Annotated in this window: 12 protein-coding genes; 9 read left to right on the plus strand and 3 right to left on the minus strand. The window is 32.3% G+C overall.

Annotation, left to right across the window (positions count from 1 at the left end; all coding sequences use genetic code 11):
* Position 1 precedes the first annotated feature (1 nt).
* Positions 2–1,252 (minus strand): beta-ketoacyl-ACP synthase II, encoded by a 1,251-nt coding sequence (gene fabF / locus ACNG5D_RS11385; RefSeq protein ID WP_418183645.1) that lies wholly within the window; start codon positions 1,250–1,252, stop codon positions 2–4.
* A gap of 23 nt (positions 1,253–1,275) precedes the next feature.
* On the minus strand, positions 1,276–1,509 hold the full coding sequence (locus ACNG5D_RS11390; protein ID WP_008269813.1) for an acyl carrier protein: 234 nt from the start codon (positions 1,507–1,509) through the stop codon (positions 1,276–1,278).
* Between the two features lie 186 nt (positions 1,510–1,695).
* Here ACNG5D_RS11390 and purN point away from each other — a divergent pair, with 186 nt between their 5' ends.
* From purN to ACNG5D_RS11415, 5 genes are all read left to right on the plus strand, one after another.
* A complete protein-coding gene (gene purN, locus ACNG5D_RS11395; RefSeq protein WP_418183646.1) occupies positions 1,696–2,265 on the plus strand; it encodes a phosphoribosylglycinamide formyltransferase in 570 nt (189 codons plus the stop codon).
* 4 nt (positions 2,266–2,269) lie between these two features.
* A complete protein-coding gene (locus ACNG5D_RS11400; protein WP_418183647.1) occupies positions 2,270–2,965 on the plus strand; it encodes a cyclase family protein in 696 nt (231 codons plus the stop codon).
* Positions 2,966–2,976: 11 nt separating this feature from the next.
* A complete protein-coding gene (locus ACNG5D_RS11405) occupies positions 2,977–3,618 on the plus strand; it encodes a ribonuclease H1 domain-containing protein (RefSeq protein WP_418183648.1) in 642 nt (213 codons plus the stop codon).
* A 184-nt stretch (positions 3,619–3,802) separates the two neighbouring features.
* The gene (locus ACNG5D_RS11410; RefSeq protein ID WP_418183649.1) at positions 3,803–4,729 is read left to right on the plus strand and encodes a PfkB family carbohydrate kinase; all 927 of its coding nucleotides are present in this window, start codon (positions 3,803–3,805) and stop codon (positions 4,727–4,729) included.
* A gap of 71 nt (positions 4,730–4,800) precedes the next feature.
* The gene (locus ACNG5D_RS11415) at positions 4,801–6,699 is read left to right on the plus strand and encodes an amidophosphoribosyltransferase (RefSeq protein ID WP_418183650.1); all 1,899 of its coding nucleotides are present in this window, start codon (positions 4,801–4,803) and stop codon (positions 6,697–6,699) included.
* Between the two features lie 517 nt (positions 6,700–7,216).
* Here the strand turns inward: ACNG5D_RS11415 and ACNG5D_RS11420 are convergent.
* Positions 7,217–7,825, minus strand: coding sequence for a superoxide dismutase (locus ACNG5D_RS11420; protein WP_418183651.1), 609 nt, complete (start codon positions 7,823–7,825; stop codon positions 7,217–7,219).
* A gap of 124 nt (positions 7,826–7,949) precedes the next feature.
* Here ACNG5D_RS11420 and ACNG5D_RS11425 point away from each other — a divergent pair, with 124 nt between their 5' ends.
* From ACNG5D_RS11425 to ACNG5D_RS11440, 4 genes are all read left to right on the plus strand, one after another.
* Positions 7,950–11,084 (plus strand): UvrD-helicase domain-containing protein, encoded by a 3,135-nt coding sequence (locus tag ACNG5D_RS11425; protein WP_418183652.1) that lies wholly within the window; start codon positions 7,950–7,952, stop codon positions 11,082–11,084.
* 21 nt (positions 11,085–11,105) lie between these two features.
* Positions 11,106–12,299 (plus strand): glycine C-acetyltransferase, encoded by a 1,194-nt coding sequence (gene kbl / locus ACNG5D_RS11430; protein WP_418183653.1) that lies wholly within the window; start codon positions 11,106–11,108, stop codon positions 12,297–12,299.
* A 123-nt stretch (positions 12,300–12,422) separates the two neighbouring features.
* Complete coding sequence (locus ACNG5D_RS11435; RefSeq protein WP_418183654.1) at positions 12,423–13,799, plus strand: OmpA family protein; 1,377 nt, start codon at positions 12,423–12,425, stop codon at positions 13,797–13,799.
* 81 nt (positions 13,800–13,880) lie between these two features.
* Positions 13,881–16,634, plus strand: a complete 2,754-nt coding sequence (locus tag ACNG5D_RS11440) for a PD-(D/E)XK nuclease family protein (protein ID WP_418183655.1) — start codon at positions 13,881–13,883, stop codon at positions 16,632–16,634.
* Position 16,635: the final 1 nt, after the last annotated feature.

Here is a 16,635-nt window from a genome sequence, read left to right on the forward strand (position 1 = left end):
TTTAATCTATTTTTTTGAATAATACACAAGCGTTATGTCCGCCAAATCCAAATGTATTACTCATTCCTACTTTTACGTCTCGCTTTTGAGCCTTGTTTAAGGTTAAATTTAACTCTGGATCAATATTTTCATCTACTGTAGTGTGGTTTATTGTTGGCGGTACAACACCGTGTTCTATTGCCAATATAACCGAAATAGCTTCAATAGCTCCAGCTGCACCTAAAAGGTGGCCTGTCATTGATTTTGTTGAATTAATATTTATATTCTTAGCGTGACTTCCAAATACTTCAGAAATTGCTTTAAGTTCTGCAACATCTCCTAAAGGTGTAGATGTACCATGAGTATTAATATGGTCTACATCTTCCGGCTTTAGGCCTGCATTTTCTAAACAATTTTTCATTACTGCTATAACTCCAATACCGTCTGGGTGTGGGGCTGTCATATGGTGTGCATCAGAAGATAATCCTCCGCCTATACATTCGGCATATATTTTAGCGCCTCTTGCTTTAGCATGTTCGTATTCTTCTAGAATTAAAGCACCGGCTCCTTCACCTAAAACAAAACCATCTCTGGTAGCATCAAAAGGTCTAGAGGCTGTTTCTGGGCTTTCATTTCTAGTAGATAGTGCATGCATGGCATTAAAACCACCCATACCAGCAATAGTTACTGCGGCTTCGCTTCCTCCGGTTACTACCACATCTGTATGTCCTAAACGTATAGAGTTTAAAGCATCAAACATAGCGTTAGCAGAAGATGCACAGGCAGAAACTGTAGTGTAATTAGGCCCCATAAAACCATGTTTTATAGAGATATTACCTGGTGCAATATCAGCAATCATTTTAGGAATAAAGAAAGGGTTAAATCTTGGTGTTCCGTCACCATCAGCAAAGTTTAATACTTCGTTCTGAAAGGTTTCTAATCCACCAATACCTGCACCCCATATAACACCAACACGTAACTTATTTACTTCGTCTAGATTTAATTTAGCATCTAATATAGCTTCATCTGCGGCTACCATAGCGTATTGCGCAAATTTATCCATTTTTCGAGCTTCTTTTCTATCTAGAAAATCTGTAACGTTAAAGTTTTTTAATTCGCAAGCAAATTTTGTTTTAAACTTTTCAGTGTCATAATATGTTATAGGCGCAGCTCCACTTTTACCACTAATTAGGCCTTCCCAATATTCATCTTTGGTATTACCTATTGGTGTTAAAGCACCCAATCCTGTGACTACAACTCGCTTTAATTCCATAAAGTATTTTGATTGTTTTTTACTTATTTAGCTTCTTCTATATAAGAGATAGCTTGACCTACTGTAGCGATGTTTTCAGCCTGATCGTCTGGTATTTGAATATCGAATTCTTTTTCGAATTCCATAATTAATTCCACAGTGTCTAAAGAGTCTGCTCCTAAATCGTTTGTGAAGCTAGCTTCAGTAACAACTTCGTTTTCATCTACTCCTAATTTGTCTACGATAATCGCTTTTACTCTTGATGCAATGTCTGACATAATTTTTTAATTTAAATGTTTTAATTAGTTGGCAAAAATAAAAAACTTTATTTTATAATACACCTTTACAATAAAAATGTGTTGGTAATTTACTAAAATTAGTTTTAAGTATTTAGTTTTTACCTTCTAATTGTTAATAATTATTCTTTTTTTTGTTTGAATAATATTAACACTATAGTCTGTAAAATGAAACGTATTGTAATTTTTGCGTCCGGAAGTGGTACTAATGCTGAAAATTTAATTAAGTTTTTTCACAACAGCGATAATGCGTCTGTTATTCAAGTATTAACCAACAATCCTCATGCCAAAGTTTTAGAGCGCGCAAAAAAACTAAAAGTTAGCGCATTGTCTTTCAACAAAATAGCCTTTACACAAACCAACGATGTACTTAATATACTAAAAGCTGCAAAACCAGATTTAATTATCCTAGCAGGTTTTTTATGGAAATTCCCCGAACATATTTTAAATAAATTTCCTAACAAAGTAATTAACGTACATCCCGCATTATTACCAAAGTATGGAGGAAAAGGCATGTATGGTATGCATGTTCATGAGGCTATAATTGCCAATAATGAAACTAAAACGGGTATAACAATCCATTATGTAAATGAGCATTACGATGAAGGCGCTATTATTTTTCAAGCTACTTGCCAAGTAAACAGTAATGACACTGCTCAAGATGTAGCAAATAAAATTCATGAATTAGAAATGGAACATTTTCCTAATGTAGTAAACAAACTTTTAGTTTCAGAATAAAATTATGACCGAAATTATTGATTTAAGTCAAGAAATTTATGAAGGCATGCCTGTTTACAAAGATTTGCCTCAAGTTAAAATATCTATTCACAACACACATGAAGAATGGAATGGCGATTTTAATGCCACAACAAAAACACCCGCTGTACACAAACTTGAACTTGGCGAGCACACAGGCACACATGTTGATGCCATAAACCACATGGCCAAACAATACAAAGGGCAATCTATAGACACCATGCCCCTTTCTATGTTTTATACAGAAGGCATTTGCTTAGATTTTTCTAATAAAGGTTTTAACGAATTAATTGAAGTTAATGATATTATTCATGCATGTAAAAAACAAAACCTAACTATAAAAAAGAAAGATACGGTTTTACTTTACACAAACCATTACAGAAATGCTTTTGGAACCAATAATTGGAGTAACGGCCCAGGAATTTCAATTGAAGCTACAAGATGGTTAGGCAACCAAAAAATTTCGGCATTTGGAGTAGAAACCATGTCGCCCGGCGTACCCAAAAAAGGAAATAAAGAAGTACATTACATTTGTGGCGAATTAGGTTTTACACATTACGAAAACTTAATAAATCTACACAAACTTATAAATAAAGGACGGTTTAAATTTATTGCCTTTCCTTTAAAAATAAAAGGAGGAACAGGATCTCCTGTTAGAGCAGTTGCTGTTTTTGAAAGCTAAAAAAACTACACATGTCAAAAAAGAAAAAAAAATATTACACCGTTTGGAAAGGGCACAAAACTGGCGTTTTTGATTCTTGGAACGATTGTAAGGCAATGATAAAAGATTTTCAAGGCGCTCAATACAAATCTTTTTCAACTTTTGATGCTGCAAAAAGCGCATTAAAAGGCAATTATTTTGATTTTGTAGGCAAAAACAAAGGTTTTAAAAGCGAATTATCTTCTGAAGAATTAAAAAAAATAGGACAGCCAAACTACAATTCAATTTCTGTTGATGCCGCCTCAAGCGGAAATCCTGGCATTATGGAATATCGAGGTGTAGATACAAAAACAAAAAAACAATTATTTATTCAAGGCCCTTTTGAAGAGGGCACAAACAACATTGGTGAATTTTTAGCCTTAGTACATGGTTTAGCCATACTTAAAAAAAATAACAGCGACCGCATACTATATACAGACTCTAAAACAGCCATGAGCTGGGTAAAAAAGAAAAACTGCAACACAAAATTAAAGCGTACTGAACGAAACAAACCTGTTTTCGATTTGGTAGATCGCGCTATAGAATGGCTAAAAAACAACACTTACAATACCATTATTGTAAAATGGGAAACAAAAGCTTGGGGAGAAATTCCTGCCGATTTTGGAAGAAAATAAGGGCATGCAATTAATTACACACCCCAATTTTAAATTAATAATAGCATTTAAATTTAAGACACAGCGTTTTTTAAAAAGTCACTATACCTATAGATATACTTTATTTAAAAGTTATTGATAAAAATATTGCCGCAATAGTTCTCAAAAGAATTATATTTGCAGAAAATTATCAGGTCTCTTTTTTATGAGTAAATTAGTAATAGTAGGAACTGTAGCTTTTGATGCTATTGAAACGCCTTTTGGCAAAACCGATAAAATTCTTGGTGGTGCAGCAACCTACATAGGTCTTGCCGCTTCTCATTTTAATATAGATGCAGCTGCTGTATCTGTTGTTGGAGGCGATTTCCCTCAAGATTATTTAAACTTATTGTCCAATAAAAACATTAATGTTTCTGGTGTTGAAATTATAAAGGAAGGCAAAACGTTTTTTTGGAGCGGAAAATATCATAACGATATGAATTCTCGCGACACTTTAGTAACAGAACTAAATACACTTGCCGATTTTAACCCTGTAGTTCCTGAAGGTTATAAAAATGCAGAAATTGTAATGTTAGGAAACCTACACCCTCTCGTACAATCTAGCGTTTTAGACCAAATGACAACAAAACCAAAATTAGTAATTTTAGATACTATGAACTTTTGGATGGATTGCGCATTAAACGATTTATTAAACGTTATAAAACGCATAGACGTTATTACAATAAACGATGAAGAAGCTAGACAATTAACTGGAGAATACTCTTTAGTTGTAGCTGCTAGAAAAATTCATGAAATGGGACCAAAATATGTGGTTATAAAAAAAGGAGAGCATGGCGCTTTACTTTTCCATAACGACCATGTGTTTTACGCTCCAGCATTACCATTAGAAGAAGTATTCGATCCTACTGGAGCTGGCGACACATTTGCAGGAGGCTTTGCTGGATATATTGCTAAAACAGGCGATACTTCTTTTGAAAACATGAAAAACGCTGTAATATACGGCTCCACATTAGCATCTTTTTGTGTTGAAAAATTTGGAACAGAACGCATGCAAAACCTAACCAATAACGAAGTACATAAGCGACTGTTGCAATTTAAGCAACTAACGCAATTTGAAATAGAATTAACATAAACCAACGCGCTCTAAAATAGAGTGCGTTTTTAATTTAAAACAGTTTTTCATTATAGAAAACACTTACAAATATGAGTGATGCTTTAAAACACGAATGCGGAATTGCAATGATTAGGCTTTTAAAACCATTAGAGTTTTATAAAGAAAAATATGGCAGCGCATTTTATGGTGTAAATAAAATGTATTTAATGATGGAAAAACAGCACAACCGCGGTCAAGATGGTGCTGGATTTGCAAGCATAAAATTAGATACAAAACCTGGAGAACGCTATATAAGCAGAATACGATCTATAGAACAACAACCTATACAAGATATTTTTGCACAAATTAATGCACGAATTAATAACGAGTTTAAAGCACATCCAGAATACAAAGACGATGTAGCAGCACAAAAGAAAAACATCCCCTACATAGGCGAAGTTTTACTAGGCCATGTACGTTACGGAACTTTTGGGAAAAATAGCGTAGAAAGTGTACATCCATTTTTAAGACAAAACAACTGGATGCACAGAAACCTTATTATGGCAGGTAACTTTAACATGACAAATGTTAAAGAACTTTTTAGTAACCTAATAGAACTAGGCCAGCACCCAAAAGAATATACCGATACCATAACTATTATGGAAAAAATTGGCCATTTCCTAGATGATGCTGTTAGCAAAATATACAAAGACCTAAAAAAAGAAGGCTATAATAAAAGAAACGCATCACCACAAATAGCCGAACGCTTAAAAGTTGCTAAAATATTAAAACGCGCTGCAAAAAACTGGGATGGCGGTTATGCTATGGCAGGACTTATTGGTCATGGCGACTCTTTCGTGTTAAGAGATCCAGCCGGTATTCGTCCAGCATATTACTATCAAGACGACGAAATTGTAGTTGTAGCCTCAGAGCGCCCAGTAATTCAAACTGTATTTAATGTAGATTTTGATAAGGTTAAAGAACTCGAACCCGGACATGCTATTATAACCAAAAAATCTGGCGAAGTTAGAATTAAAAAAATATTAGAACCATTAGAAAGAAAATCATGCTCTTTTGAACGTATTTATTTCTCAAGAGGAAGTGATGCAGAAATATACCAAGAACGAAAAACATTAGGGAAATTATTAATGCCAAAAGTACTTGAAGCTATTAATAACGACACCAAAAATACGGTATTTTCATATATACCAAACACCGCAGAAACATCATTTTTTGGAATGATTGAAACTGCCGAAGCACATATAAACAAAACAAAAACGGCTGCCATATTAAATGGTCAACGCTCGTTATCTTCAGAAAAAGTAACAGAAATACTATCTGAACGTGCTCGTGTTGAAAAAATAGCTATTAAAGACGTAAAACTTAGAACCTTTATTACAGAAGATAGTAGCCGAGACGATTTAGTAGCTCATGTATACGATGTAACCTATGGCGTTATAAAACCTAACGACAACCTAGTTATTATTGACGACAGTATTGTAAGAGGAACTACATTAAAAATGAGCATTTTAAAAATGCTGGATCGCCTAAACCCTAAAAAAATAATTGTTGTATCGTCTGCCCCGCAAATTCGTTATCCAGATTGCTACGGTATAGACATGGCAAACCTTGAAAGTCTAGTTGCTTTTAGAGCCGCACTAGAACTTTTAAAAGAAGCTGGCAAATACAACATTGTAGAAGAGGTTTACAAGAAATGTATAAAACAAACAGATTTAGACGATAAGCATGTTCAAAATTTTGTAAAAGAAATTTACGAACCATTTACAGACGAAGAAATTTCAGATAAAATATCAGTACTTTTAAGCGATAAATCTATTAAAGCCGAAGTAAAAATAATTTTTCAGCCTGTAGAAAATTTACATAAGGCTTGCCCAGAACATTTAGGCGATTGGTACTTTACTGGAAATTATCCAACCGTAGGTGGCAATAGAGTTGTAAACCGTGCGTTTATTAATTTTTACGAAGGCAACAAAGAACGCGCCTATTAATTATTAAATTATTAATTTTTGTGTGGAAAAACCGCAAAATACGTATTTCACCCAAAAAAAACGCTTTTCATCTAAAAAATAACAAGAATATTTAATTTACACATAAATTGGTACCACCATAACATAAGTAGGTTAAGTTCATGGTAGATTTGGGGCAAAAAAAGCTGAACTTCTGTTCGGCTTTTTTTATGCTATTTTGTATCCTTATTAAGCAAAAATGTTATCGATTTCCTCCATGATAACAATTAAACATCTCAATCTCTTTTAAGCCAATATTTAAGCCGTTTAACTAAAATATTTTAACAAACATTACAGCTGTTATATATTTGAACCACCATAACATAAGTAGGTTAAGTTTATGGTAGATTTGGGGCAAAAAGGTGAACTTCTGTTCACCTTTTTCATTTTAAACACATTAGGTTTAAAGCAAACAAATGCACGCATTACATTTTATATAAAAAAAAGCAAACCCATTTCTGAATTTGCTTTCCTAATTTTTAAAGTATAACGTAAACTACTACTTTGCCTCTGCGTAACGTTTTTCTACTACATTCCAGTTAACCACATTAAAAAATGCATTAATATAATCTGGACGACGGTTTTGGTAGTTTAAATAATAAGCGTGCTCCCAAACATCAAGACCTAAAATTGGAGTACCACCACAACCAACACCTGGCATTAATGGGTTATCTTGATTTGGTGTAGAACAAATTTCCAATTTACCTCCTTTATGTACACATAACCAAGCCCAACCAGAACCAAAACGTGTTGCTGCTGCTTTAGAGAATGCGGCAATAAACTCATCTTTAGACCCAAATGTCGACTCAATAGCTTCTTTTAAATCACCAGATAAATACCCTTTATCTTCAGGATTCATTGCTTCCCAAAACGATGTATGATTGTAAAATCCACCACCATTATTTCTAACAGCGCCATTATTCATATCTAAGTTTGCAAGAATATCGTCAATAGATTTTCCTTCTAAGTCTGTTCCTGCAATAGCATTATTTAAATTGTTTGTGTATCCTTGGTGATGTTTAGAGTGGTGTATTTCCATTGTTCTAGCATCAATATGAGGTTCTAAGGCATCATAAGCATATCCTAATTTCGGTAATTCGAAAGCCATAATTTTTTGTTTTTAGTATTAATATTTAATTTCCTTCAAATTTACACATAAAACAGGTTATTTAAAAATAATAAATTGTTATCAAACCATTGATTGTTTTTATCTTGTAAGCAAATCTTTCGTCATGCAAAAAACTAATCCTTTTACTATATATAATGCTTCGGCTGGTAGCGGAAAAACCTTTACACTAGTAAAAGAATATTTAAAAATTTTATTTAAATCAACCCATAACGAGTCTTTTAAACGAATACTCGCCATTACTTTTACAAATAAGGCTGTTGCCGAAATGAAAGCTAGAATTGTAGATACACTAAAAATATTTTCTAACGAAGCCATTATAAAAAGTGAAGACGCTATGTTTAATAGCATTTGTAAAGAGCTAGATATAGAGCCTATTAAACTTCATAAAAAATCTTCAAAACTACTAAACACTATATTACACAACTATGCTGCCTTCGATATTTCGACAATTGATGGTTTTACTCATAAATTAATCCGAACTTTTGCTTACGATTTAAAACTGCCTTTAAATTTTGAAGTAGAATTAGACCAAAATGCACTTTTAAATGAAGCTGTAGATAGTTTAATTGCTAAAGCAGGAAGCAATAAAGAACTTACTAAAATTCTAGTAGAGTTTGCTATTGAAAAGGCCGACGATGATAAGAGTTGGGATGTTGCTTTTGATTTTAATAAGATTGCTAAACTCTTAGTAAACGAAAACGACCTACCATACATTAACAACCTAAAAAACAAAACTTTAAACGACTTTAAAATACTAAAAACACAAATAAAAAAGGAAACTTTAAGCCTAGAAAAACAAATTACCGAAAATGCAAACGCTGTCCTTAATTTAATTCAAAATTCTGGTTTAGAGTTTAATGATTTTTCTGGAAGCTACCTGCCAAATTATTTTAAAAAATTAGCAGTACATAATTTTAGTGTAAGTTTTAATACCAAATGGCAAGAAGACTTAGAAACTAAAAATTTGTACCCCAAGCGAGTTACCACAGCTATTGCAGAAACCATTGATAAAATACAACCCCAAATAGCCGCTAGTTTTAAGGCAACCAAACAAGCTATTTTTCATGTTAAATTCTTAAAAGCATTTTATAAAAACGTAACACCTCTATCGGTTTTAAATGCTATAAATGGCGAGCTTCAAATATTAAAAGAAGATCAAAATAAAATGCTTATTTCTGAGTTTAACACTATTATTAGTAACGAAATAAAAAACCAACCTACCCCTTTTATTTACGAACGATTAGGCGAAAAATTTAAGCACTATTTTATCGATGAGTTTCAAGACACATCGCAAATGCAATGGGAAAATTTAATTCCGTTATTAGACAATGCGTTATCTGGAGCAAACGGTAGCACCATGCTGGTTGGCGATGCTAAACAAGCCATTTACCGTTGGCGTGGCGGAAAAGCTGAACAGTTTATAGACTTATTTAACAAAAAAAGCAAGCCTTTTTATTTAGAACAAAATATAAAAAACCTTGGTGAAAACTACAGAAGCTTTAAAGAGGTTATAAACTTTAACAATGGTTTTTTTAAATTTTTATCTGGCAAAGTTTTTAATAACGAAGATTATAAAATACTTTATCAAAACGCACATCAAAACATAACCAAAACTAATGATGGCTTAGTAAAACTATCCTTTTTAGAGATTAACAAAGACGACGATAGAGATGATGTTTTCCCTCAAGAAGTTTTAAACACAATAAACACATGCCTAAATAATGGGTTTAAACTTGAAGATATTTGCATTTTAGTTAGAAAGAAAAAACAAGGTGTTGCCGTTGCCAATTACTTAAACCAAAATAAAATCCCTATAATCTCTTCTGAAACATTATTAATTAATAACGCACCCGAAGTTGTTTTTGTAAATAATTTATTATGGCTACTAATTAAGCCCGAAAATAATGAAACGAAAATTAAAGTTTTAAATTTTTTAACCACACATTTTAATATTGAAGATAAGCATGATTTTTTTATAAAACACATTAAACTTTCTACAGAAAAACTACTAAAAAACTTAGAAGCTTATAACGTTTTTATTAATGCAAACAAACTACTACAATTACCACTTTACGATTTGGTTGAAACTATTGTTAGAACATTTAACTTAGTAAACTCATCAAACGCATATATTCAGTTTTACTTGGATGTTGTTTTAGATTTTACACAAAAAAAAGATTCCGATATTTTTGGCTTTTTAGAGTATTTCGAAAAGAAAAAAGACACATTAAGTGTTATTTCTCCCGAGGGTCAAAATGCCGTACAAATCATGACTATTCATAAATCAAAAGGCTTAGAGTTTCCTGTAGTTATATTCCCGTATGCCGATTTAGATATCTATAAAGAACTTGAACCTAAAGAATGGTTTAACCTAGATAAAACAAAATACAATGGTTTTTCGCATACACTTTTAAACTATAATAATGATTTTGAAAATTATGGAGAAGAAGGGCTACGCATTTTCAACAAACACAAATCTGAACAAGAACTAGACACTATTAATATATTATATGTAGCCTTAACTCGAGCCGTAGAACAGATGCATATAATTTCAACAAAAGACATATCAGAAAAAGGCGAAATAAAAACCACAAAATATTCCGGATTACTAATTAGCTACCTTCAACACATAGGCATTTGGAATGATGCAGAAACTGTTTATAGTTTTGGTAACAAAAAAAGAACATTAAAAACTACTGTAACAAAAAAAGAAACCCAAACACAAAAACATTTTGTTTCTACAGCAAAAGAAGATCATAACATAAAAGTTGTTACAAAATCTGGGTTACTATGGGACACGACACAGCAAAAAGCCATTGAAAAAGGGAACTTAATACACAATATAATGGCAAAAATAAACACAAAAAGCGATATTAATTTTGTAATTCAAGATTTTATAAACACCGCCACTATAACCCCAGAACAAGCTTTATTATTAAAAACAACTGTATTAAATATTGTTAACCACCCAGAGCTTAAAGATTATTACAAACCAAACTTAACAATAATTAACGAACGCGACATTATATCTAAAAATGGTATAATTTTAAGACCAGACCGAATTGTAATAAACCCACAAAACGATGCTGTTATAATAGACTACAAAACAGGTTTAGAAAACAAAAAACACGAGCAACAACTGCAATCGTATCAAGATGTTTTAAAGGATATGAAAATAACAACCAAAAAGAAGATTCTTATCTACATAAATGATGATATTTTAGTAAAAGATATTTAAATTTGTGTAAAACGCAATAAAATGTACGGAAAACTGAAAAATCATCTTCAAGAAGAACTTCAAGAAATAAAAAACAATGGCCTTTATAAAGAAGAACGCATAATTACTTCGGCTCAAGGCGCCGAAATAACTTTAAATACTGGCGAAACTGTTTTAAATTTTTGTGCTAACAATTACTTAGGTTTATCTGCACACCCAGAAGTTATTCAAGCAGCCAAAAACACTATGGATACTCATGGATTTGGTATGAGCTCGGTTCGTTTTATTTGCGGAACTCAAGATATTCACAAAGAGTTAGAACAAAAAATAGCCAATTATTACCAAACCGAAGACACCATTTTATACGCTGCCGCTTTTGATGCTAATGGTGGTGTTTTCGAGCCCTTATTAGGAAAAGAAGATGCTATAATTTCAGACTCATTAAATCATGCCTCTATTATAGATGGTGTACGTTTATGTAAAGCTGCTAGATATCGTTATCAAAATAACGACATGGCCGATCTAGAAAAACAACTCATTGAAGCTAATAAAAATAAGGCTCGGTTTAAAATTATAGTAACAGATGGTGTCTTTTCTATGGATGGCCTAGTTGCTCCGCTAGATAAAATTTGTGATCTAGCCGATAAATATGAGGCCCTAGTCATGATTGATGAATGTCATGCTGCTGGCTTTATTGGAAAAACAGGCCGAGGAACTCTTGAAGAAAAAAATGTTTTAAATCGAATAGATATCATTACAGGTACACTAGGAAAAGCACTAGGCGGTGCCATGGGGGGATATACCACAGGAAAAAAAGAAATTATCGATATTTTACGTCAACGCTCTAGGCCTTACCTTTTCTCAAACTCATTAGCTCCTGCTATAGTTGGTGCATCTATTAAAGTTTTTGATATGTTAGCTAACAATACAGAATTAAGAGACACACTAGAGTGGAATACAAGTTATTTTAAAGAAGGCATGAAATCTGCTGGTTTTGATATTGTAGATGGCGATTCGGCAATAGTTCCCGTAATGCTATACGACGCTAAACTTTCTCAAAACATGGCAAATATGCTATTAAAAGAAGGTATTTATGTTATTGGGTTCTTTTTTCCAGTTGTACCTAAAGAGAAAGCCAGAATACGAGTACAACTCTCTGCCGCGCACACAAAATCGCACTTAGACAAGGCTCTCAATGCCTTTGTAAAAGTGGGTAAAGCATTAAATGTTATATAAATTCATTATGAACTATCGTTGAACTGCATATATCTCTCATTTTTTTATATATTTGTCTTTGTTAATAACATTTAACAACTTACTTTTGCAGACAATTAACACTTAAAAATTAAACTTTTGAATATGAAAAATCTTAGCAGATTATTGTTCGCTATGTTGCTTGTACTTGGTTATAGCAACGCTAATGCGCAAGACCAAAACAACCCATGGCAAATTACTATTGGGGTAAATGCAGTTGATGCTTATCCTAACGGAGACGGTGGATTATTTAGTGACTCTTTCGGTGACGAATACTTTAACGCAACAGACCACTGGAACATTTTACCTTCTTTATCAACGATCTCTGTATCTAAATATTTAAGCGATGGTTTCTCTTTTGGAGTAACTGGATCTTTAAATAAAATAGAAAAATGGGGAGACATTAGCACAAACCCAGACGTAACTAATGAAGTTGGTGATTTATCATACTACGGAATAGATGGTACAATTAAGTATAACTTCTTAGAAGGAAAAACTTTAGATCCTTTTGTTGGTCTTGGTGGTGGATACACTTGGGTTGACGAAATTGGTGCTGGTACTTTAAACGGTACTTTAGGTTTTAATGTATGGTTTAGTGAAAACATTGGTTTAACACTACAAACTGGATATAAACATGCTTTTGAAGATTACTTAGCATCTCACTTCCAACATACTGCTGGTCTTTCTATCAAATTTGGTGGAACAGATACTGACGGAGATGGAATATATGACAAAGATGATGCTTGTCCAGAAGTTGCTGGTTTAGAAGCTTTCAACGGATGTCCTGATACTGATGGTGACGGTATTGAAGATAGCAAAGACGATTGTCCTAACGAAGCTGGTTTAGCTGAGCTTAATGGATGTCCTGATACTGATGGTGATGGTATTGCTGATAACAAAGATAACTGTCCTACAGTTGCTGGTTTAAAAGCTTTAAACGGTTGTCCTGATGCTGATGGTGACGGTGTTACTGATGCTGATGATAAATGCCCTAACCAAGCTGGTCCTTCTGCTAACAAAGGATGCCCATGGCCAGATACTGATGGTGATAGCGTATTAGACAAAGACGATAAATGTCCAGACGTTAAAGGTACTGTTGCTAACAACGGTTGTCCAGAAGTAACTGAAGCTGTTCAAAAAACACTTAACGAATACGCTAAAACAATCTTATTTGATACTGGTAAATCAACTATAAAAGCACAATCTGCTGCTGTATTAGCTGATATTATTGGAATTCTTAAAGAGTACTCTACTGCTAAATTTACAGTTGAAGGTCATACTGATAGCGTAGGTAGCGAAAAATTAAACCAAAGATTATCTGATTCTAGAGCTAATTCAGTTAAAGAATACTTAATTGAAAATGGTATTGATGCTTTCAGATTATCTGCTCTTGGATATGGAGAGTCTAAACCAATTGACACTAACAAAACTAGAGCTGGTAGAGCTAACAACAGACGTGTTGAAATTAACTTAGCTAACTAAAAAACATAGCTAACAAAATTTTAAACAAATAAGTTTACAAAAAACGCTTCGGATATCCGAAGCGTTTTTTATTTTTATAACATGACAACTTTTATTCACGATGTACTTGAAGATTTATACAAAAACAACCAAAACCTTTCTGGCTTAACCTTTATACTACCTAGTAAAAGAGCAGGATTGTTTTTAAAACATAAACTCTCGCATGTTGTAAATCAAACTATTTTTGCCCCTCAAATTTTAAGTATTGAAGAGTTTGTTGAAAACATATCGCAATTAAAATCTATTTCGAATACCGAACTGCTATTTGAGTTTTATACTTCTTACACACAACTTACAAAAAAAGAAAACCTAGATACTTTTGAAACGTTTTCAAAATGGGCGCAAATATTACTTCAAGACTTTAACGAAATTGATAGATATAAAATACCTCAAGAAAAAATATTTAATTATTTAAGCGCAATTCAAGATTTAAAACATTGGTCGGTAGATGAAAACAAAACACAATTTGTAAAAAATTATCTAGCATTTTGGAATAAACTAAACACCTATTACAACCATTTTACAAATCAACTTTTAAACAAAAAAGTGGGATACCAAGGTTTAATATATAGAAAAGCTGCAGAAAACCTAAACACTTATATACAAAACAACCCCAACAAAAAATATGTGTTTGTTGGGTTTAATGCATTAAATACATCTGAAGAAACCATTATTCAAGAACTACTTCAAAACAATTTAGCAAAAATTTATTGGGATATTGATGCTGCTTTTATGAATAATAAAAAACATGATGCTGCTTTATTTACAAGACAACACCTTAACAATTGGAAATACTTTAAAAACAACCCTTTTAATTGGGTATCTAAAAATTATTCGAAACCCAAAAATATATCGGTAATTGGTATTCCAAAAAACATAGGCCAGGCAAAATATATTGGCTCACTTTTAAGTAAACTACAAAAAAATAACAATTCGCTAAATAGTACTGCAGTAGTACTAGGAGATGAAAACTTACTAATTCCTGTATTAAACTCTATACCCAACACCATCCAGGCGTTAAATATTACAATGGGGTTTCCTTTAAAAAGTGTTCCCCTAGCTTCATTGTTTAATGCACTATTTAAGCTACATAAAAGCAGTTCAAATTCATTTTACTATAAAGAGGTTATAAACATACTCTCACATCAATTTATTAGACCCTTATTACATATAAACAATGTAGACTATGCTTCAAAATTAATACAAATTATTGATAAAAATAATCTGGTTTTTTTAAACAACGAACGATTAACAGAAGCAGCTAAAGAAGCAAGCAAAATTATAAATCTTTTGTTTTCTAATTGGGAAAACTCTACATCCATTTTCTTAGAAAATTGTTCTAATCTAATAATGGCCATTAAAAACTCTTTAGATAAAAATAAAGAAACAAACTTATTATCGTTAGAATATGTCTATCGATTTAACGAGCTTTTTAACGAACTTAATAGGTTAAATTTAGAACATAAACATATTAAAGACATAACTACATTACACAGCATTTACAAAGAGCTATTAAGTAGTGAATCTTTAGATTTTCAAGGCGAGCCCTTACAAGGTTTACAGCTTATGGGTATGCTAGAGTCTCGCGTATTAGATTTCGAAACAATTATTATCTCGTCTGTAAACGAAGGTATTTTACCAGCCGGAAAAAGCAACAATTCATTTATTCCTTTTGATGTAAAATTAGAAAACAAACTGCCAACCTATAAAGAAAAAGACGCGGTATACACATACCACTTTTACAAACTATTACAACGTGCTAAAAATGTATATATACTATATAATACCGAAGCCGATGTTTTAACTGGAGGAGAAAAAAGCAGGTTTATAACACAATTAGAGCTAGAAAACATACACAAAATAAATTATAAAATTATAGCACCAGAGGTTCCAAATATCGAACCTAAATTAACTATAATTGAAAAAACCGAAAACTTACAACAACAAATTTTTCAATTAGCCGCTAATGGTTTTTCTCCATCCTCACTAACAAATTACATGCGAAACCCTATTGATTTTTATTATCAGAAAATTTTAAAAATTAAAGAGTACAATGAGGTTGAAGAAACAGTAGCAGCAAACACTTTAGGTACTGTTGTACACAATACACTAGAAGATTTTTACAAACCCTTTACTGGCCATTTTATAACCGAAAATGATATTAAAAGCCTAAAACCCAAAATAGACGAAACGGTTACCCATCACTTTAAAAACGAATATAAAGAAGGAGATATAACTACGGGTAAAAATCTAATAGTTTACGAAATAGCAAAACGCTACGTAGAAAATTTTTTAAACTCAGAAATTAAAAATTTAAACGCTGGAAACAAAATTAAAATTATAGCTATAGAAACAGATAATAATGTTGAAATTAAAATTCCAGAAATTAATAGTGTTATAAGAATTAAAGGAAAAGTTGATAGAGTTGATCAATACAACGGAACAACTCGAATTATTGATTACAAAACAGGAACCGTACAACAAAATCAAGTAGAAGTAATTAACTGGCAAGACATTACAACCGATTACAAAAAGTACAGCAAAAGCTTCCAAATACTTACTTATGCCTATATGATGCATAAATCCAACCACATAACCTTACCTATTGAAGCCGGTATTATATCGTTTAAAAACTTAAAAGCAGGCTTTTTAAAATTTGCTAAAAAAGACTCGCCTAGAAGTAAAAAAAACACATTAATTACCAACGAAACTTTAATGGCTTTTGAAACAGAATTGAAACATTTAATACTAGAAATTTGTAATCAAAATATCGATTTTATAGAAAAAGAAATTTAGC

The organism is Algibacter ulvanivorans, from assembly GCF_048381495.1.
Classification (GTDB): Bacteria; Bacteroidota; Bacteroidia; order Flavobacteriales; family Flavobacteriaceae; genus Algibacter_B; species Algibacter_B ulvanivorans.